General features: G+C 73.4%; 19 protein-coding genes and 1 riboswitch. Of the genes, 15 read left to right on the top strand and 4 right to left on the bottom strand.

All coding sequences use genetic code 11. The annotated features are described in order from the left end of the window. Nucleotides 1-8: 8 nt before the first annotated feature. Nucleotides 9-1175, bottom strand: coding sequence for a glycerate kinase family protein (locus ACXR8F_RS10820; protein WP_458800369.1), 1167 nt, complete (start codon nucleotides 1173-1175; stop codon nucleotides 9-11). Nucleotides 1176-1298: 123 nt separating this feature from the next. Here ACXR8F_RS10820 and nadA point away from each other — a divergent pair, with 123 nt between their 5' ends. Then, on the top strand, nucleotides 1299-2501 hold the full coding sequence (gene nadA / locus ACXR8F_RS10815) for a quinolinate synthase NadA (RefSeq protein WP_458800367.1): 1203 nt from the start codon (nucleotides 1299-1301) through the stop codon (nucleotides 2499-2501). Between the two features lie 3 nt (nucleotides 2502-2504). Further along, nucleotides 2505-3329, top strand: coding sequence for a metallophosphoesterase family protein (locus tag ACXR8F_RS10810; RefSeq protein ID WP_458800365.1), 825 nt, complete (start codon nucleotides 2505-2507; stop codon nucleotides 3327-3329). Nucleotides 3330-3362: 33 nt separating this feature from the next. Here the strand turns inward: ACXR8F_RS10810 and ACXR8F_RS10805 are convergent, their stop codons facing one another. Then, entirely contained in the window at nucleotides 3363-4730 is a 1368-nt protein-coding gene (locus tag ACXR8F_RS10805) for a M20/M25/M40 family metallo-hydrolase (RefSeq protein WP_458800363.1), read from the bottom strand. Between the two features lie 60 nt (nucleotides 4731-4790). Here ACXR8F_RS10805 and ACXR8F_RS10800 point away from each other — a divergent pair, with 60 nt between their 5' ends. The 7 genes from ACXR8F_RS10800 (at nucleotide 4791) to ACXR8F_RS10770 (ending at nucleotide 11005) form a co-directional block, all read left to right on the top strand. Continuing rightward, a complete protein-coding gene (locus ACXR8F_RS10800; protein WP_052677458.1) occupies nucleotides 4791-5600 on the top strand; it encodes a methyltransferase in 810 nt (269 codons plus the stop codon). 31 nt (nucleotides 5601-5631) lie between these two features. Next, nucleotides 5632-6210 carry a protein-L-isoaspartate O-methyltransferase family protein gene (locus ACXR8F_RS10795; protein ID WP_458800361.1) on the top strand — a complete coding sequence of 193 codons (579 nt, stop codon included), beginning with the start codon at nucleotides 5632-5634 and terminating at the stop codon, nucleotides 6208-6210. Between the two features lie 191 nt (nucleotides 6211-6401). Next, a complete protein-coding gene (locus ACXR8F_RS10790) occupies nucleotides 6402-7403 on the top strand; it encodes an ABC transporter ATP-binding protein (protein WP_458800359.1) in 1002 nt (333 codons plus the stop codon). After that, nucleotides 7400-8218, top strand: coding sequence for an ABC transporter permease (locus ACXR8F_RS10785; RefSeq protein ID WP_458800357.1), 819 nt, complete (start codon nucleotides 7400-7402; stop codon nucleotides 8216-8218). Before ACXR8F_RS10790 ends, ACXR8F_RS10785 begins: the two co-directional genes overlap by 4 nt. A 20-nt stretch (nucleotides 8219-8238) precedes the next feature. Beyond that, on the top strand, nucleotides 8239-9681 hold the full coding sequence (locus ACXR8F_RS10780; RefSeq protein ID WP_458800355.1) for an ABC transporter permease: 1443 nt from the start codon (nucleotides 8239-8241) through the stop codon (nucleotides 9679-9681). Between the two features lie 59 nt (nucleotides 9682-9740). After that, complete coding sequence (locus ACXR8F_RS10775) at nucleotides 9741-10355, top strand: plastocyanin/azurin family copper-binding protein (RefSeq protein ID WP_458800353.1); 615 nt, start codon at nucleotides 9741-9743, stop codon at nucleotides 10353-10355. Nucleotides 10356-10426: 71 nt separating this feature from the next. Further along, nucleotides 10427-11005, top strand: a complete 579-nt coding sequence (locus ACXR8F_RS10770; RefSeq protein WP_045192560.1) for a DUF3043 domain-containing protein — start codon at nucleotides 10427-10429, stop codon at nucleotides 11003-11005. Between the two features lie 61 nt (nucleotides 11006-11066). On the opposite strand, the gene ACXR8F_RS10765 is transcribed toward ACXR8F_RS10770, so the two are convergent. Together ACXR8F_RS10765 and ACXR8F_RS10760 are read right to left on the bottom strand one after the other, a co-directional pair. Beyond that, a complete protein-coding gene (locus ACXR8F_RS10765; RefSeq protein WP_458800350.1) occupies nucleotides 11067-12422 on the bottom strand; it encodes a serine hydrolase domain-containing protein in 1356 nt (451 codons plus the stop codon). Continuing rightward, nucleotides 12419-12634, bottom strand: a complete 216-nt coding sequence (locus ACXR8F_RS10760) for a hypothetical protein (protein ID WP_045192561.1) — start codon at nucleotides 12632-12634, stop codon at nucleotides 12419-12421. Before ACXR8F_RS10760 ends, ACXR8F_RS10765 begins: the two co-directional genes overlap by 4 nt. A gap of 51 nt (nucleotides 12635-12685) precedes the next feature. Continuing rightward, nucleotides 12686-12790: riboswitch (cobalamin riboswitch) on the top strand. Nucleotides 12791-12909: 119 nt separating this feature from the next. Here ACXR8F_RS10760 and ACXR8F_RS10755 point away from each other — a divergent pair. Genes ACXR8F_RS10755 through ACXR8F_RS10730 form a run of 6 tightly spaced genes read left to right on the top strand, consistent with a single transcriptional unit; the run spans nucleotide 12910 to nucleotide 18595 of the window. Continuing rightward, nucleotides 12910-13647 (top strand): SCO2322 family protein, encoded by a 738-nt coding sequence (locus ACXR8F_RS10755; protein ID WP_458800349.1) that lies wholly within the window; start codon nucleotides 12910-12912, stop codon nucleotides 13645-13647. 21 nt (nucleotides 13648-13668) lie between these two features. Further along, nucleotides 13669-14748, top strand: a complete 1080-nt coding sequence (locus ACXR8F_RS10750) for an energy-coupling factor transporter transmembrane component T (protein ID WP_458800347.1) — start codon at nucleotides 13669-13671, stop codon at nucleotides 14746-14748. Further along, nucleotides 14745-16367, top strand: coding sequence for an ABC transporter ATP-binding protein (locus ACXR8F_RS10745; RefSeq protein WP_458800345.1), 1623 nt, complete (start codon nucleotides 14745-14747; stop codon nucleotides 16365-16367). Before ACXR8F_RS10750 ends, ACXR8F_RS10745 begins: the two co-directional genes overlap by 4 nt. Then, nucleotides 16364-17203: an ECF transporter S component gene (locus ACXR8F_RS10740; protein WP_458800343.1), complete on the top strand. Its 840-nt coding sequence runs from the start codon at nucleotides 16364-16366 to the stop codon at nucleotides 17201-17203. Before ACXR8F_RS10745 ends, ACXR8F_RS10740 begins: the two co-directional genes overlap by 4 nt. Then, on the top strand, nucleotides 17200-17802 hold the full coding sequence (locus ACXR8F_RS10735) for a bifunctional adenosylcobinamide kinase/adenosylcobinamide-phosphate guanylyltransferase (RefSeq protein ID WP_458800342.1): 603 nt from the start codon (nucleotides 17200-17202) through the stop codon (nucleotides 17800-17802). The genes ACXR8F_RS10740 and ACXR8F_RS10735 overlap by 4 nt, the downstream gene beginning before the upstream one ends. Then, the gene (locus ACXR8F_RS10730) at nucleotides 17795-18595 is read left to right on the top strand and encodes an adenosylcobinamide-GDP ribazoletransferase (protein ID WP_045192568.1); all 801 of its coding nucleotides are present in this window, start codon (nucleotides 17795-17797) and stop codon (nucleotides 18593-18595) included. Before ACXR8F_RS10735 ends, ACXR8F_RS10730 begins: the two co-directional genes overlap by 8 nt. The last annotated feature ends 31 nt before the right edge of the window (nucleotides 18596-18626 follow it).

The raw sequence follows: 18626 nt of genomic DNA, 5'->3' as shown, positions 1-18626 counted from the left end.
TGGACGGGTCAGGACGTGGACGGCGACCACGTGCGCGCCACGCGCGCGGCCCGGGCGGCGAGGCGCTCGGCGGGGTCGGCGAGCGCCGCCGCGACCTGGTCGGGGCGCTCCGCCACCGCGTAGACGCCGGAGAGCCCGGCGGACATGGCCTCACGGCGACCCACGAGCGACTGGCCCGGCACCGCGACGACCGGGACGCCGACCCGTGCCGCCGCCTCGGCCACCCCCACCACGACCTTCCCGCGCAGCGACTGCCAGTCGAAGCTGCCCTCGCCCGTCACGACGAGGTCGGCCCCGGCCACGAGGTCGGCGAAGCCCACGGCGTCGAGCACCGCCTCCACCCCGGAGACCCGGCGGCCGCCGAGCAGGTGGAGGGCGTAGCCGAGACCGCCCGCGGCGCCGGCCCCGGGCTCTCGCTCCGGCTTGAGCAGGGTGCCGGTCAGCAGGTCCCTGGCCGGCGGGCGCACGCGTGCGACCACGCTGGCGAAGTGGCCCAGCGCGTTCTCGAGGCGCTGCGCCTCCTCCTCGGTCGCGCCCTTCTGCGGGCCGAAGACGGCGCTCGCCCCCTTGAGACCGAGCAGGGGTGAGTCGACGTCGCTGGCGATGACGAGGTCGACGCCACGCAGGCGCGCGCGCGCCGCCTCGAGCCCGGCGACGTCGTCGGGGGTCGTCGCCTCCAGTGCCAGGCCACCGCGGCCGAGCCGTTCCGCCGGGCCGGTGCCGAGGGCCGCCAGCAGGCCGGCTCCCGCGTCGTTGGTGCCGGACCCGCCGAGGCCGACGACGATGCGGCGAGCCCCGGCGTCGAGCGCGGCGAGGACGAGGGTGCCGACGCCCAGCGTCGACGTGCGCGTGGGGTCGCGCTCGTCGGGTGCGAGCAGGTGCAGTCCCGCCGCCTGGGCGGACTCGACGTAGGCGGTGCGACCGCCCGCGCCGGTGGTCATGAGGATCGTCGCCGGCACCTCGCGCCCGAGGGGGTCGGTCGTGACGACGGCGTGAACCTCGCCGTCGAGGCTCTCGGCGAGGACGTCGACGAAGCCGGGACCGCCGTCCGAGAGGGGCACCAGCGTGAGCCGGTCGCTCGGCGCGGTGCGGGCCCAGCCCTCCGCCAGCGCCGCCGCGGCCTGGAGGGCGGTCAGGGTGCCGGTGTAGCAGTCCGGGGCGATGATCACGTGCACGAGCGGCATCCTCCCACCCCCCAACTCCCGATGCCCGGGGCTCGGGGGGCGTATGCCGCCGGGCCGGGCCGGACGGCCCGGGCGGTGACGTCGGCTGTCCGGCGGGCGGCATACGATCTGGGCATGACGACGGCACCGGCCCCGCTCCCCCTCCTCGTGCTCGGGCAGGGCACCGACCTGCACACCGAGCGTGGGGTCGAGTGCCCCGGTGACCTCCCGGCCCCGTCCGACCCCGACCTGGTCGCCCGCGCCCGCGGCGCGAAGGCCGCGCTCGGCGACTCGGTCTTCGTGCTGGGGCACCACTACCAGCGCGACGAGGTCATCGAGTTCGCCGACGTCACCGGCGACTCCTTCAAGCTCGCGCGCGACGCCGCGGCACGGCCCGACGCCCCGTACATCGTCTTCTGCGGCGTGCACTTCATGGCCGAGTCCGCCGACATCCTGACGAGCGACGAGCAGACCGTCATCCTCCCCGACCTCGCTGCGGGCTGCTCGATGGCCGACATGGCCGCCATCGCCCAGGTCGAGGACTGCTGGGAGCAACTGGCCGCGGCCGGCGTCGCCGAGCAGACGATCCCCGTCACCTACATGAACTCCTCGGCCGCCATCAAGGCGTTCACCGGGCGCCACGGCGGCACGATCTGCACCAGCTCCAACGCTCGCACCGCTCTTGACTGGGCCTTCGACCAGGTCGGTGGCGTCGGGCTGGACGGCACTGGCAGCGGCAAGGTGCTCTTCCTGCCCGACCAGCACCTGGGCCGCAACACCGCAGTGCGCGAGCTCGGCCTCTCGCTCGACGACTGCGTCGTCTGGGACCCGCACCGCCCGAACGGCGGCCTCACGCGCGAGCAGCTCGAGAACGCGCGGATGATCCTGTGGCGCGGGCACTGCTCGGTGCACGGCCGGTTCTCCGTCGAGGCCGTCGAGGCGGCGCGGCGCGAGATCCCCGACGTCAAGGTGATCGTCCACCCCGAGTGCCGCTACGAGGTCGTCGAGCTCGCCGACGAGGTGGGCTCGACCGAGAAGATCATCCAGACGATCGCGGCCGCGCCCGATGGCACGTCATGGGTGGTCGGCACCGAGCTCAACCTCGTGCGGCGCCTTGCCACTCAGTTCCCCACCCAGCGGATCGCCTTCCTGGAGAAGAACGTCTGCTACTGCTCGACGATGAACCGCATCGACCTGCCACACCTCGTCTGGGCGCTCGAGTCGCTCGTCGAGGGCCGAGTCGTCAACCCGATCCACGTCGACCCGACGGTCGCGGCCGAGGCGCGCGCCGCGCTCGACCGGATGCTCGCCCTGCCCGGCAAGACCCACAAGGACTGAGCCGTGGCCCTGGTCCTCGACCGCATCGCCGTCATCTCCGACGTCCACGGCAACGTCACGGCCCTCGAGGCCGTCCTCGCCGACATCGAGGCGCGCGGCATCACGCGCATCCTCAACCTCGGCGACGTCGTCGGCAAGGGTCCCCGCGGCGCCGAGGCCATCAAACGCACCCGCGACACCTGCGAGGTCACGGTCCGGGGCAACTGGGACTCCCTCATCGGCGACTGGGAGGGCTTCGTCGGGCGCGGCGACGTGCCACGCTTCGAGGCCGGCCAGTGGACCCGTGACGAGCTCACCGACGAGGACGCGGCGTGGCTCGTGTCGCTGCCCAACGCCTACGACCTCGTCATGAGCGGCAAACGGATCCGGCTCTTCCACGCCTCGCAGACGAGCGAGTTCGTGCGCGTGCGCTGGGAGCACACCATGGACGAGTTCCGCGGGATGTTCACCAACACCGACTTCACCGGTCCCTGGGCACCGGCCCTCCCCGGTCACCCGTCGGACGCGTGGCCGGAGGTCACGACCCCCGACGTCGTCGGCTACGGCGACATCCACGGCGCCTACCTCGAGGCCGACGAGGGCCTCCTGCTCTTCAACGCCGGTGCCGTCGGCAACCACCTCGACGGGCCCACCGCGCCCTACTGCATCCTCGAGGGCGTCACGGACTCCCTTGTGCCGCAGAGCTTCTCGATCAACTTCGTGCGGGTCCCCTACGACATCGAGGCCGAGGTCGCCGCGGCCCGCGACCTCGGCATGCCCGATGTCGACGCGTACGCCCTCGAGCTGCGCGAGCAGCGCTACCGCGGCGCCGGCAAGCCCGCCTCCTGACGAGAGGGCAGGCCTGCCGGCACACCGCGTGACTCAGGCGCGCGGCAGCGCGCCCAGGCGGGCCAGGAAGACCGCCTCGGCGACGCAGACCTTCTCGAACTCGCCCAGGTGCAGGGACTCGTTGGCACCGTGCGCGCGCGTGTCGGGGTCCTCGACGCCGGTGACGATGATCGCGGCGTCGGGGAAGCGTGCGGAGAAGTCCGAGATGAACGGGATCGACCCGCCGACACCCATGTCGACCGGCTCTGTGCCCCACGCGTCGGCGAAGGACGTCCGCGCCTGGTCGTAGACGGGCCCGTCGGCGTCGGCGGCGAACCCGGAGCCGTGCTCCTCGAGCTCGATGGTGACCCGGGCACCCCACGGGGCGTTGGACTCGAGGTGCTCACGCACCCGCTCGAAGGCAGCCATGGGGTCCTGCGTGGGAGCCAGTCGCACCGAGATCTTGGCAGCGGCCTTGGCCGACAGGGTGTTCGAGGCCTTGTCGATGCTGGTGGCGTCGATGCCGATCGTCGTGATGGACGGCTTGTTCCAGAGGCGCGAGAGGATCGAGCCGGAGCCGATGAGCGAGACGCCGTCGAGCAGCCCCGACTCGTCGCGGAAACGCTTCTCGTCGTAGGGGATGTCGGCAGCCTCGCCGGCGTCGAGACCGGCGACTGCGACGTTGCCGTCGTCGTCGTGCAGGGAGGCGAGCAGCCGGACGAGCGCCGTGACGGCGTCGGGCGCGGCGCCGCCGAACATGCCCGAGTGGACCGAGTGGTCGAGGGTCTGCACCCGCACCACGACGCGGATGCCGCCGCGCAGCGTCGTCGTGAGCGCCGGGGTGCCGATGTCCCAGTTGCCGGAGTCGGCGATGACGATCGCGTCGGCAGCGAGGCGGTCGCCGTGCTTCTCGAGGATCGTGCCGAGGGACGGGGAACCGGACTCCTCCTCCCCCTCGACGAAGACCGTCACCCCGACGGGCAGGTTGCCGGCGTGCGCCCGCAGCGCGGCGATGTGCGCCATCACGCCGGCCTTGTCGTCGGCTGCGCCTCGGCCGTAGAGCCTGCCGTCGCGCTCCTCGGGCTCGAACGGCGCGCTGTCCCAGTCGGCCTCGTCCCCGGGGGGCTGGACGTCGTGGTGCGCGTAGAGCGTGACGGTCGGGGCACCCTCGGGGCCGGCGATGTGCCCGATGACGGCCGGGCGACCGCCCTCGACGACGACCTCGACGTCGAGCCCTTCGCGGCGAAGCAGCTCGGCGACGGCGTCGGCGCTGCGCGCCACCTGGCTCTGGTCGAACGAGGACGCCGAGACGCTCGGGATGCGCACGAGCTGCTCGAGGTCGGCGCGGACCTGGGGCATGAGGTCTGCGACTCGGTCGCGCAGCTGCTGGATCTGGTCGGGGGTGAGTACGTCGGTGGTCACGAGCCCGACCCTACCGAGCCGGGTCCGTGCGGCGTCGGCCGTGGTGTGTACCTTCGCCCGATGGCAGACAACACGTTCGTGGCCGGTCAGCGCCCCTGGCTCCAACGGCTGGGCAACCTGCGCAACGTCGTCCGTCAGGAGCTGGTCACCCGGCAGCTCTCGGCCCACCTTCCTCGAGGGCCTCTCCGGGTGCTCGACGTCGGTGCCGGTCAGGGCACCCAGGCGCTGCACCTCGCGCGCCTCGGGCACGCGGTGACGGCCGTCGAGCCCGACGGCCGCATGCGGGCCGCGTTCGAGCAGGCGGCGGCCGGCCTCACCGCCGCCCAGCGGGACCACGTGACACTCCTCGCCACCGACCTGGCCGGCCTCGCTAGCGTGACGCAGCCGACGGCGTACGACGTCGTCATGTGCCACGGCGTGCTCATGTACCTCCCCGAGAGCCGGTCGGCCATAGCCGCCCTCGCGCGCCGGGTCGCCCCCGGCGGCATCGTCTCGGTCGTGACCCGCAACGGCGACGCGATGGCCTGGCGGCCAGCCGCCCGCCACGACTGGCCCGCAGCGCTCGCCGCGCTCGACGAGACCCGCCGGGCCTCCGTGGAGGGACGAAGTGCCCGCTACCGCAACGAGATCGGCGTCGACGCCCGCGCCGACACGAGGGACTCCCTCACGGCCGACTGCGAGGCAGCGCGGCTCGAGGTCGTCGACTGGTACGGCATCCGGGTGGCCAGCGACGACGTCCCGGTCGACGAGCCCGCGCCCGAGGGCGCCGACCTCGCCGCGCTCCTCGACGTCGAGGAGCGGCTCGGCTCGACCGACCCCTACCGCGCCCTCGGCACGCTCGTGCACGTCGTCGCCCGCCGGAGGGGGTGACGGTCTCGCCGGGTCGTGCTTGGCTCGGATCATGGACGCCGTCGACCGGGCCTTCGAGGCGGTGCCGCGCTCGGGCTTCCTCCCCCGACTGGCACGGTCGAGGGCGGCCCATGACGGCCCGATCCTCATCGGTCACGGCCAGACCAACTCGCAGCCACGCACCGTCGCCGACATGCTCCGCCTCCTCGACGTCGAGCCGGGCCAGCGTGTCCTCGACGTCGGGTCCGGCTCCGGCTGGACGACGGCGCTGCTCGCCCACCTGACCGGGCCCGAGGGGTCCGTCGTCGGCGTGGAGCTGGAGCCCGACCTCGCCCGCTGGGGAGCAGCCAACGTCAGTGCCCTGCGTATGCCGTGGGCGAGCGTCCGCGAGGCCCTCCCGGACGTCCTCGGCGACCCCGAGCACGGACCCTGGGACCGCATCCTCGTGTCCGCCGAGGCCGACGAGCTGCCGCAGTCCCTCGTCGACCAGCTCGCCGACCCGGGCCGACTCGTCATCCCCGTCGCGGGCACCATGCTGCTCGTCGTCCGCACCGGCGAGACCGTGACGACGAGCCGACACGGGCGCTACCGGTTCGTCCCCCTGAGGCAGTCGCGCCGGCGCCGAACCTGAGGATCCGGTCGTCCTCGGTCGATGTATCCCCAATGGCACATTCCGGGGGAACGTGACTCTCTCCCTTCGCGACTCAACGGGGCGACACCGGGAATACCCTGAGTCCTGAGGTGCCGACACCAGAGGCTGGTCGTATGAGTGCCTTCCGGCCTCAGCCTCGAGGTGCGGACCTCCAGATGGAGGTCGGCAGGATGAACCGCATTGCTGACGCGCGAGCCACCCGACCCGCGGAGATCCTCTCGGCCGAGGACCTGCGAAAGACCTACGGGGACAGGGTGGCGCTCAAGGGCCTCACCTTCACGCTCGACGCCGGAAGGGTGCTGGGCTTCCTCGGCCCCAACGGCGCGGGCAAGACCACCTCGATCCGTATCCTCACCACCATCCTCCGGCCCACCGCCGGCCGGTTCGTCGTCGACGGCATCAGCTCCGAGCATCCCGTCGCCATCCGACGCCGCATCGGCGTCCTACCGGAGGGGCTCGGCTTCCCCAAGCAGATGACGGCCCGCGACTACCTCGTCTACTTCGCGCAGCTCTACGGTCGGCCTTCCGCCGAGGCCCGACGGGTCGCGTCCGAGCTGCTCGAGGACGTCGGGCTGCAGAACCGGAAGGACTCGGACATCGGCTCCTTCAGCCACGGCATGCGCCAGCGGCTCGGCATCGCCCGGGCGCTCGTCAACGACCCCGCCGTGGTGTTCCTCGACGAGCCGACCCTCGGACTCGACCCTCGCGGGCAGCGCGAGCTGCTGCAGCTCGTGCAGCGCATCGCCCGGGAGCGCAACAAGGGTGTCGTGCTGTGCAGCCACCTCCTGTCGGAGATCGAGGGTGTCTGCGACGACGTGGTCATCATGAACGCCGGGACCGTCGTCGCCAGGGGCACAGTCGCCGACGTCGTCGGGCAGGCGCACCCCGAGCTCGAGCACCTCGTGCGGGTGCGGGTGCCTCCCGACTCGGTCACCCGGGCCCGGGCCCTGCTGGAGGTGCTGCCCGGCGTCGAGGACGTTGCCCCCGCGACGGGTTCGCCGGGCTGGCTCGACGTCAGGCTGCGCGCCGACGGGGCGGGTCCGCCGACCGGGACCAGGAACGACGTGCTCGAGACGCTCATCCGTGCCGGCGAGCCCGTCCTCGGGTTCGACAGCGGCGGCGGGCGGCTGGAGGACGTCTTCCTGCGGCTGACCGCCGAGGCCATCCGATGAGCGACAACGCCCGCACCCGCGGCACGAGCACAGCGGCGGTCGGTCGGTCGGCTCCCCCGTGGTGGCTGATCTGCAGGCAGGAGCTCGTCGAGATGTGGGCAGGAGGGCGCGTCCTCAGGTTCCTCACCCTCTACACGGTCCTCATGTCGGTGACGGCCTACCTGCTGGCGACGAACAACGACCTCAAGCTGGTGACGATGAAGGCCTCGGTCGTCGTCGCGGTCACCTCCACCATCACCTTCGGTCTGTTCATCGGCCTGGTCATCGGTGCCGAGAGCATCAGCGGGGAGCGGGAGCGCGCCACGCTCGAGCCCCTGCTCCTCACGCCGTCCGGTCACCGGCAGATCGTGCTCGGGAAGTTCCTCGCCGCGCTCTCGCCCTGGCCGGCCGCCTTCGCCCTGTCCGTGCCGTACGTCGTCACGCTGTCGCACGGCGACCCCGTGGCGTGGACCGCCCTCTTCTGGAGCGCGGTGCTCGGGACCCTGCTGGCCGTCGCGTTCGTGGCGCTCGGGCTGCTGGTCAGCATCTGGTCCGACTCGAGCCGCGTCAGCCTCTTCGTGTGCCTGCTCGTCTACGCGGGGACGCTGATCCCCGCGCAGCTGCCAACCGAGTTCCTCAGCACCACAGGCGGGGTCGTGGTCTCGGCCCTCGACCCCGTGGAGTCCGCAAGCCTGCTGCTGACCAAGGTCGTCGACGAGGGCAGGTCGCTCGCCGAGGCATGGGCCTACGTGGTGGCCCCCACCGTGATGACGGTCGTCATCACGGTGGCGCTCTTCCTCCACTTCGCGCCGCGCGTTCGCCTCGCGGCGGAGTAACAGTCCCGAGAGGCAGTGTCATGAGCGTCGCAGTCAAACAGGGCAGCGGACGGGTCGTGGTGGCGCAGCGCCGGGGCTCACTCCCCGTCTGGTGGCTCGTGCTGAGGCGCGAGTTCGTCGACCTGTGGACCGGCGGCCGCGTGCTGGTGCTGCTCGTCCTCTTCAGCCTCGTGATGTCGGTGACGTCGGTGCTGCGCGAGCTCGAGAGCGATCTGAGCCTGATCCCCCCGGTCGAGATGGCCTTCCTGACGATCCTCAGCGGCATCTCCTTCGGTCTCTTCGTCGGGATGGTCATCGGCGCCGACGGGGTCAGCGGTGAGCGTGAGCGCGCGACGCTGGAGCCGCTGCTGCTGACGCCTGCCGAGCCGCGGCAGATCATCCTGGGCAAGTTCCTCGCGGCCATGTCGCCGTGGCCCGTGACGTTCCTGCTGACGGTCCCCTACGTCGTGGTGCTCGCCCACGGCGACGAGAGCCTGCCGGAGGGCCTGCTGCTGGGCGCCCTCCTCGGCGGCCTGCTCGCCATCGCCTTCACCGGCTTCGGCATGCTGCTGAGCATCTGGGCGAGGTCCAACCGGGCGAGCCTGTTCGCGAGCCTCGTCGTCTACCTCGTCTTCCTCATCCCGACCCAGTGGCCCGGCAGCGCCCAGAAGGGCGACCTCGGTTACCTCATCCAGCAGTTCAACCCGCTGCAGGCCTCGAGCGAGTTCCTCGAGAAGGTGCTCGTCAACAACCGGACCGTCGCCGAGAAGCTGCCCTACCTCCTGGCCGCGGTCTTCGCCGCCCTCGGGGTGCTGGCGGTGCTCTTCCTGCATGCCGCGCCGCGGGTCCGCCTGGACCGCGACGCCTCACGTCCCGGGCGCCCGAGGGCCGGGCACCTGCCGGGCGCCCTCGTCGTCGCGCTCGTCGGCGGCGTCACCCTCGCGCTCGTGGCCGGGCCGGCCCCCCGCGCGGCGGCGGCACCCGGGGCCGGCGGCCAGGGCCTGCAGATCTCGGTCGACCTGCAGTACAAGACGGTCAACGCGGGCGACGAGATCGAGTTCGACACCGTCGTGACCAACGCGGGGTCGACCGACACGGCTCCGCTCAACGTGGCGATGAACATCGTCAAGACGGGCAAGGGCGACCCGGTCGACCCGGAGGACTGGTCGCCCGAGCGCACCCAGCAGGTCGACGCCCTGGCACCGGGCGAGTCCAGCGACCAGACGTGGACGGTCGAGGCGATCCTCGAGGGCGACTACCTCGTCTACCTCACCGTCCTGCCCCAACCGAGCGGCCCGAACGCGACCTCCCAGCCCGTGTCGAGCCCCGGCATCCACCTCACGGTCAAGCCCTTCGCGACGACCAACCCGGGCGGCGTGCTGCCCGTCGCCATCGGCACCCCGGTCGCCCTGATGCTCATCACCGCCGTGCCGATGCTCCGTCGCCGCCGGGCGCGGGGCCAGGCGTCCCCCGACGAGCCCTGACCAGCGTTCCGGGCACGCACCCGGCCCGCACCGGTCCTGCCAACGAGAGGAAGCGCACGATGACCACTGCAACCCGTCCGAGCCTCGTGCGGCGTCGTCGTCACCTGCTGGTGGCTGTGACCGGTTTCGCAGCCTGCAGCCTCCTCGTGGCCGCCTGCAGCGGCGGTGCGGAACCGACGGCGGCGCCCCCGGCGGATGCTTCGTCCGTCGCCTCCTCGACGTCGACGGGCCCCGACCCGGACGAGGTCGGCACCGCGACGCAGGACCCGGGCGCCACGCAGCCGGTCGCCCCGGGAACGGTCAGGGTCGAGGTCGGCTCGGCGCACGGGGCGACCGACTACCACTACGACAAGGTGCGGCTCGAGGAGCCGTCCGGCGTGAAGATCCGCCTGAAGTTCGTCAACCACACGGACGCCAAGGACGAGATCGGCCACAACTGGGTGCTGGTCAGGCCCGGCCAGGAGAACGAGGTCGTCGCGAGCGGCAAGGCGGCCGGGGACGACAAGGACTGGCTCGACGTGGACGACCCGGCGGTCCTCGCCCACACCCGCCTCATCGAGGGCGGCCAGAGCAACACGGTCACCTTCCGGGCCCCGCCGGGCACGTACACCTACCTGTGCACCTTCCCCGAGCACTACGCGGGCGGCGAGAAGGGCACGCTCGTCATCAAGTAGCCGACGCACCCGGCCCGTCGCTCCCCGGGCGCGATGCGGGGCTACGCGCCGGTTCGGCTTAGAGTGGCCCCGTGTTCGGACGCAAGAAGACCCTCAACGACGAGCTCGCCAGCACGGTCGAGACCGACCCGGCCCGCCCCGGCGCCAAGAACCGGCCGACGCCGAAGCGCCGTGACCAGGAGGCCCTCAACAAGCGTCCGCTGATCGTCACCGACCGCAAGGCCGCCAGCCAGCAGGACAAGGCCGCCCGCCGCGAGGCGATGGCCAAGCAGCGCGCCGGCATGCTCGTGGGCGACGAGAAGTACCTCCCCGCACGCGACAAGGGCCCCCGCCGCCGGTTCATCCGCGACTCGGTCGACTCCCGCTGGAACATCGGCGAGTTCATGCTTCCGATCATGCTCATCGTGCTGCTGCTCAGCTTCGTGCGCACCAACTGGGCGCTGCTGCTCGTCTTCGTGCTCGTCTACGGCCTCATCCTCGTGGCCATCGTCGACGCGGTGCTGATGTGGCGCCGCACCCGCCGCAAGGTCGAGGACCGGTTCGGGCAGGCCGAGAAGGGCGATGCGTGGTACGCCATCATGCGCGCCTTCCAGATGCGGCGCACGCGCATGCCGAAGCCGCAGGTCGACCGCGGCAACCCGCCGGCCTGACCGACCCGGCCACCCCGGCTCCACCGGCGGGCGGCGGGCCGGACCGCCCTGCTCGAGACCGTCAGGCCTGCAGGTCGGCGAACGCCAACGGCGCCCGCGTGACGGCATACGTCGCGAAGTAGAGCTTCTCCGCCGTGCCGTCCACTGCACGGACGACCTCGAGCACCTCGCCGCGCTCACGGCCCTCGACCGCGCGGAACCGGTCAGGCCCCTCGGCGGCATACCTCGTCTCCGACAACGGGTCGTCGTCGCTGAGACGCGACCACAGCTGCCCGCCGCGCACGAAGAAGGTCAGCGGCGCCCCCTCGGACCACCACAGCCCGAGCAGCTCGGTGAGCTGGGGCTGCTCGGCCTCGGGGACCCAGGCGCCCTGCAGCGACGGCTCGGCGTCGACGACGGCCTCGACGAGGTCGGTCGCCAGGGCCAGCGTCAGCGCTCCGGACGTCGCGTTGGCGAAGACGATCGCTCCGACCCCCTCCTTGCGCCGCACCCGCAGCCCGGTGAGGAAGCCGGGCATGGCTCCCCCGTGGCCGACGAAGACCCGGTCGCCACGACGGCCCATCCCGAAGCCCAGCCCGTAGGCGCCCGACCAGCCGTCGACGTCGGTCATGATGAGCGGCCGGCACATCTCGTCGAGGGTCTCGGGGCGCACGACGCGGCCGTCGGGAGCCGCGACGTAGGCGGCGTAGCGGGCCATGTCGGCCACCGTGGACCAGAGGCCCCCGAGGGGCGCCGTGGCGTTGAGGGTGAAGCGCGGCTCCTCGCGGGCAGTGCCGGCGTACGGGTCGACCTGGTAGCCGCGGGCGCGGTCGTCGGCCGGGTCGAGTCCCGTGCGGGTCATGCCCAGGGGGTCGAGCACCCGTTCACGCACGACCGGCTCCCAGCCCTGGCCGGTGACGCGCTCGACGACCTGGCCGAGCAGGCCGTAGGCGAGGTTGGAGTAGTGGAAGGCGTGATGGGCCGGCAGCACCTGCTCGGCCTGCTCGACGCCGGCGAGAAAGGCGTCCCGCTCGGGCGCCTCGAGGGTCTCCCAGATGTTGCCGACGGGCTCGCGCTGTAGGCCGGACGCGTGGGCGAGCATCTGTCGCAAGGGGACCCGCCCGTGCCGGCTACCGGGCACGTACGCGTCGAGCGTGTCGTCGAGCGACAGCCGGCCCTCGTCGCGCAGCGACATGACGGCAAGCGCCGTGAACGTCTTCGTGACCGACCCGATCATGAACTGGGTGTCGTCGTCGGCCGGGATCGACGGGGTGCCGAGACGGGCCGACCCGACGTGCGTCGACCACACGAGGGCACCATCGCGCACGACGCCCACGCTGACGCCGGGCGCCCGCCAGGAACGCTGGGCGGCGACGACGCGACCGAGCAGCTCGCGCTCGAGGCCGGTCGACAGCCGCTCCGTCGAGGTTGCGGTCACTCGGACGCCCGCAGGCTCATCGGTCCGTAGACGACGGCGCCGTTCTCGCGCAGCGTGACGGCTTCGACGCCGCGCTCGAGCAGCTCGCGCCACGACTCGCCGAGGTAGCTCTCGGCGTCGCTCTGGGTGGGGAACCCGGTGGTCGTGAGCCCCTCCCCCTCCATCGCCTCACCGTGGGCGTCGAGGAACAGCCAGGTCCAGTCAGCGCTCATGCGGCCACCCTAGACGGCGCCGTGTTTGACGCGCGGCATGCCACCGTGCCACGGTTCGCCTAACCGAAGGACGATGGGGCAAGCCGGTGCGACTCCGGCGCTGACCCGCAACCGTGATGCCGCTCCCGCCGCGACCAGGCGAGGGGTGACCAGCCGGAAAACCCGCGTCCCACCGGCTCCTTTGTCAGTCTGTCGTGGAATGCGGACCGGAGTCACCCGCCGGGCCGGCAGCAGCCACCAGTCCCGACACGGTGTCCGACCCGCGAGGAGGAAACGTGTCCCGTGCCCGTCGTGCCCCCCTGAGGGTCGTGCTCGCCACCCTGGTGGCGGCCTGCCTCGCCGCCCTGACCGTCGCGCCCGCGCACGCTGCCGCGTTCCGGTACTGGGGCTTCTACCAGCTCACGAACGGCGCCTGGGCCTTCGCGCAGAAGGGCTCGGACCAGACGGTCCCCAAGGACGGCAGCGTCGACGGCTGGCGCTTCGCCGTCGCCGACGAGGCCTCGACGCGCTTCCCCCGCGCGGTGCTGACCTTCGACCAGGTCTGCGGCACCACCGCGGCCGAGGCCGGCAAGAAGCGGGTCGGCGTCGTCGTCGACTTCGGCCGTCCGGCCGACTCCGCCGGCAACGCGACCCCGCCCGAGCCCAAGGCGGTCTGCGCCGTCGTCGCGACCGATGCGACCAGCACGGCCGTGCTGGCCGCGGCCGGCGAGGTGCGCACCGAGAAGGGCCTGGTGTGCGGCGTGGCCGGCTACCCGGCCAAGGAGTGCGGCGCCCCCGTCAAGAACGTCACACCCGAGGCCAAGGCGGCAGACCAGCCCGTGACGATCGCCGTCCCGGCCGCGACGCCTGCAGCGGCCCCGTCCGCGGGCGCGACGGACGTGGCGGGCACCCCGCTCACCGCGTCGGACTCGGGGAGCAACGTGGCGGCATACGTCATCGCCGTGCTCGTGCTGCTCGCGCTCGCCGCCTACCTCGTCGTCCGCTCGCGCTCACGCGCCCGTCGGGGCGCCTGAGACCCGGAGGCGGACCTCGTCATGGCGCAGGCACGCGCTCGGCTCCAGCACCCCGCAGCCTGGTGGCTGTGGGGGCTGGGCCTCGCCACGGCTGCGTCACGCACGACCAACCCGGCCGTGCTCCTGCTCGTCATCGGCGCCTGCGTGGTCGTCGTGGGCGAGCGGCGCGACCCGGCCACCCCGAACCCGCTCCCGGCCTTCCTCGTCATCGGTGCGGTCGTCGTCGCCTTCCGCCTCGTGATGACCGCCGTGCTCGGCAACGGCATCGCGGGCGACACGGTGGTGGTCACCCTGCCGCGCATCCCGCTGCCGGACTGGGCGGCCAACGTGCGGCTCGGTGGCGCGGTGACGCTCGAGGCGCTGCTGTATGCCGCCTACGACGCCCTGCGCCTCGCCGCGATCCTCGCGTGCCTGGGCGCCGCCAACGCGTTGGCGAGCCCGCGGCGGCTGCTGCGCTACCTGCCCGCAACGCTCTACGACGTCGGCACCGCCGTCGTCGTCGGGCTGACGTTCGCCCCTCAGCTGCTCACCGACGCGCGCGAGGTGCGCGCGGCCCGCACGCTGCGCGGTCGCGACGGTCGCGGGCTGCGTGAGACGGCCCGACTCACCGTGCCGGTGCTCGAGACCGCCTTCGAGCGGTCGCTCGGGCTCGCCGCGTCGATGGAGTCGCGCGGCTACGGCCGGGCCGTCCGCTCGTCGGACGGCAGCCGGCGGACCGCCACCGGGCTCGCGCTCGCCGGGCTCGTCGGGGTGCTCGCCGGGCTCTACGGCCTGCTCGACGCCTCCGCCGGCGGACTGCTGGGCCTGCCGGTGCTCCTGCTCGGCGCCGTGCTCGCCGGCGCCAGCCTGCTCGTCGGCGCCTCGCGCGACGGGCGCTCCGGGCACCGCCGCGAGCGCTGGGCGTGGACCGAGACCGTGACCGTGGCTGCGGGCGCGGTGCCGGCGGCGGTCCTCGTCGTGGCCTCGGTGCAGGGCTGGGACGGTGTCGTGCCGTCGCAGCGGGCCGAGCTGCCCGCCCTGCCCCTGCTGGCGGTCGTGGCCGTCCTCGTCGCCGCAGTCCCCGCCTGGGTGACACCGCACCCCCGGGAGGCCGCGCCGTGATCACCTTCGAGCACGTGTCCGTGCAGTACGCGGGTGCCCCGGCCCCGAGCCTGCACGACGTCACGCTGGAGATACCCGAGGGCGAGCTGGTGCTCGTCGTCGGACCGACCGGCAGCGGCAAGTCGACGCTGCTGCGCACCGTCAACGGGCTCGTCCCGCACTTCAGCGGCGGCACGCTCACCGGGCGCGTCACCGTCGACGGGCTCGACACCGCCGAGCACCGGCCGCGTGACCTCGCCACCGTCGTCGGCCTCGTCGAGCAGAACCCGACCTCGACGTTCGTCACCGACGTCGTCGAGGACGAGGTCGCGTACGGCATGGAGACGATGGGGCTCGACCCGACGACGATCCGCCGCCGCGTCGAGGAGACCCTCGACCTCTTCGGCCTCACGCCGCTGCGCGGCCGGTCGCTCCGGGCTCTCTCGGGCGGCCAGCAGCAGCGCGTGGCGATCGCGGCCCTCTTCGCCGCCGGCCCGCGGGTCCTCGTCCTCGACGAGCCCACCTCCGCGCTGGATCCCGTTGCAGCGGAAGAGGTTCTCGCCTCGCTGCACCGCATCGTCCACGACCTCGGCGTCACCGTCGTGCTGGCCGAGCACCGCCTCGAACGCGTGGTCCACCACGCCGACCGGGTGCTGCTCGTCGACGAGGGGCACGTGTCCGAGCTGCTGGACCCCGCCGACGCGATGCTCCGCTCGCAGATCTACCCGCCCGTCGTCGGCCTCTCGCGGCTCGTCGGATGGTCGCCGACCCCGCTGTCGATCCGCGACGCGCGTCGCAAGGCGTCCTCCCTGCGGGAGGCGCTGGGTGGCGCGACGCCGGCCACCACCGCAGACCGGCGCGTCATCGGGCCCGGTCCCTCGGTCGTGCTCGACGGGGTGCGGGTCGCACGCGGCGGACGCACTGTGCTCGACGGCGTCGACCTCACCGTCTCACGCGGTTCGGTCACCACCCTCATGGGGCGCAACGGCGCCGGCAAGTCGACCCTGCTCGGGGCGGTCGCGGCCCAGCACCGCCTTTCCGCAGGACGGGTCCGGCTGGGAGCCGCAGCGACCGACCCTCACGCCACGCCGGCCCGCGACCGGGTGCGCACCGTCGGGCTCGTGCCCCAGCAGCCCGAGATGCTCCTCTACTCCGACACCGTCGCCGGCGAGTGCGCCGCGGCGGACGCCGACTTCAGCGCGGCGCCGGGCACCTGCCGTGCGCTCCTCGACCGCATCTCCGGCGGCATCGACGCCGACACGCACCCCCGCGACCTGTCGGAGGGGCAGCGCCTCGAGCTCGCCCTCGCGGTCATCCTGTCCGGGTCCCCCGAGGTGGTCCTGCTCGACGAACCGACGCGGGGACTCGACTACGGCGCCAAGAAGAGGCTCGGTGAGGTGCTGGCCGGGCTCGCCTCGACCGGCACGACGGTGCTGCTCGCGACCCACGACGTCGAGCTGGCGGCCGAGATCGCCGACCGCGTCGTCATCCTCGCCGACGGTGAGGTCGTCACCGACGGTCCCGCGCGCGAGGTGCTGTCGTCGTCGCCCGCCTTCGCCCCGCAGGTGACCAAGGTGCTGCTCCCCCAGACCTGGCTCACGGTCGCCGAGGTCGCCGGCGCGCTCGCGAGGATCGCATGACCACCCGCCGCGTCATCCCGCTGCGCTGGCCGGCCGTCGTGGCGGTCGCCGTGGTGGGCATCGTCGGGCTGGTCGCGTTCACGTGGCCCTTCTTCGTCACCGGCGACTTCGCGCGCGACCACGGCAACGACGCGCCGTGGCTGTTCGCGCTGCTGCTCGCCCTCCTCGCCGTCGTCTGCCTCGCCGAGGTGACGGCCGGACGCCTCGACGCGAAGACGATCGCCGTGCTCGGGGTGGCCGCAGCGGCCGGCGGCGCCCTGCGCCTGCTCAGCGCGGGCACGGCCGGGCTCGAGCCGATGTTCTTCGTCGTCATCGTCGCGGGCTGCGTGCTGGGCCCCGGTGTCGGCTTCGTCTCCGGGGCGCTGGCGGTCACCGTCGGCGCCCTGCTGACCGGGGGCGTCGGGCCCTGGCTGCCCTTCCAGATGATCTGCGCCGGCGGCATCGGTCTCGGCGCAGGGCTGCTGCCGGTCCGCGCGGGCGGGCGCTCCGAGCGCTGGGTCGTGGCGGCGTACGCCCTGGTGACCGGGCTCGCCTACGGCGTCTTCATGAACCTCTGGTTCTGGCCGTTCCTCGGCACCGGCGCGCCGACCGGGATGGGCTTCGTGCCGGGCGCTCCGCTCGCCGAGAACCTCGGGCACTACGGGCTCTTCTACCTGACCACCTCGCTCGGCTGGGACCTGCCACGCGGCGTGCTCAACGCGGGACTCGTGCTGCTCGCCGGACCGGCGCTGCTCCGCGTGTTCCGTCGAGGCGCGCGACGAGCCGCGTTCGGGGTCCCGGTGGTCTTCGACCCTGCGGACGACGAGCACCTGCAGGGCGCCGGGGGCGCGCGATGACGGTTCCGCCGAGCCGCCGTGCCCCGACCACGACCCTCGTCACGGGGCCGGTGCGCAGCGGCAAGAGCCGGCACGCCGAGGACCTCCTGTGGCAGTCCGAGGCGGTCACCTACGTCGCCACCGGTCGCCGGGCCACGCCCGACGACCCCGAGTGGAGCCGTCGGCTGGCCGACCACCGGACCCGCAGACCGGCCTCGTGGCGCACCCTCGAGACCACGGACGTCGCCACCACGGTCGGCGCCGCCACGGGGCCCGTCCTCGTGGACTGCCTCGGCACGTGGCTCACGGCGCTCGTCGACGAGACCGGCTGGGACGACCTCGTGGCCGCGGCCGACGTCGTGCGCGCAGCCGGCGAGCGGCTCGTCGGCTCACTCTGCGCTGCAACGGTGCCCGTGGTCGTCGTCACGAACGAGGTCGGCTGGTCGCTCGTGCCGACCACGGCGTCCGGACGGTTCTTCCAGGACGAGCTCGGGCGCCTCAACGCCGGGGTCGCGGCGGTATCGGCGCACGTGCACCTCGTCGTGGCGGGTCGCGTGCTCGACCTGTCGGACGCGCCGGTCGTGCCGTCGCAGCCGCGCCCCCGGACGCTCGATGCGTGACGCCTGGCGGCTCGCGCTCGGCACCTTCACCGCGCTGCGCGTCGGGGCACCGCGCCGGGTCGACGGTCGGGTGCTGGGCGGCGCCATGCTGCTCGCGCCGCTCACCGCGGCGCCCGCCGCAGTCGTCTGGGCCGGCCTCGGGCTGCTGGCCGGAGCACCGGTGCTGCCTCCAGCCGTGGCAGCCGTCCTCGCCGTCGTGGTCACCGCCCTCCTGTCCCGCGCGCTCCACCTCGACGGGCTCGCCGACCTCGCCGACGGCCTGACGTCCGGCCACGACCCGGCGCGCTCACTCGAGGTGATGCGCCGCGGCGACACCGGCCCCGCCGGAGCGGCCGCGCTGGTGCTCACGCTCCTCGTCGACGCCGCCTGTCTGGCAACGCTCCTCGCCTCAGGCGTCGGCACGTCACTGGCCGTGACCGCCCTCGTGGCGAGCAGGCTCGCGTGCGCCGTCTGCGCGAGACGCGGCACACCGGCCGCACGTCCCGAAGGCCTGGGCCGGGGCGTCGCCGGCACCGTGTCACGACCGGCACTGGCCCTCGTGCTCGGCGCCACAGCGCTGGTGGCGGCGGGCGCCGGTCAGCTCGTCGGCAACGCGGCCGCGCCGTCGCCGTATGCCGTGGCGGCAGGTCACGTGGCCGTCGTGGCGACCGCCGTCGCGGCCGCCGCGGCCGTCCGCCGTCACGCGACGCGACGGCTCGGTGGCGTCACCGGTGACGTCATCGGCGCAGCGATCGAGATCTCGCTCGCCGCCGCACTGGTCGCAGCCTCGATCGCCGCCTCCACCCTCGCCTGAGCTCTCGAGCGAAGGGGCGCGATGGCGGCCA

This window comes from Terrabacter sp. AAH1, from assembly GCF_054456855.1.
Note: the sequence above shows the minus strand (reverse complement) of the source record. Positions and strands in the feature narration are given on the sequence as shown.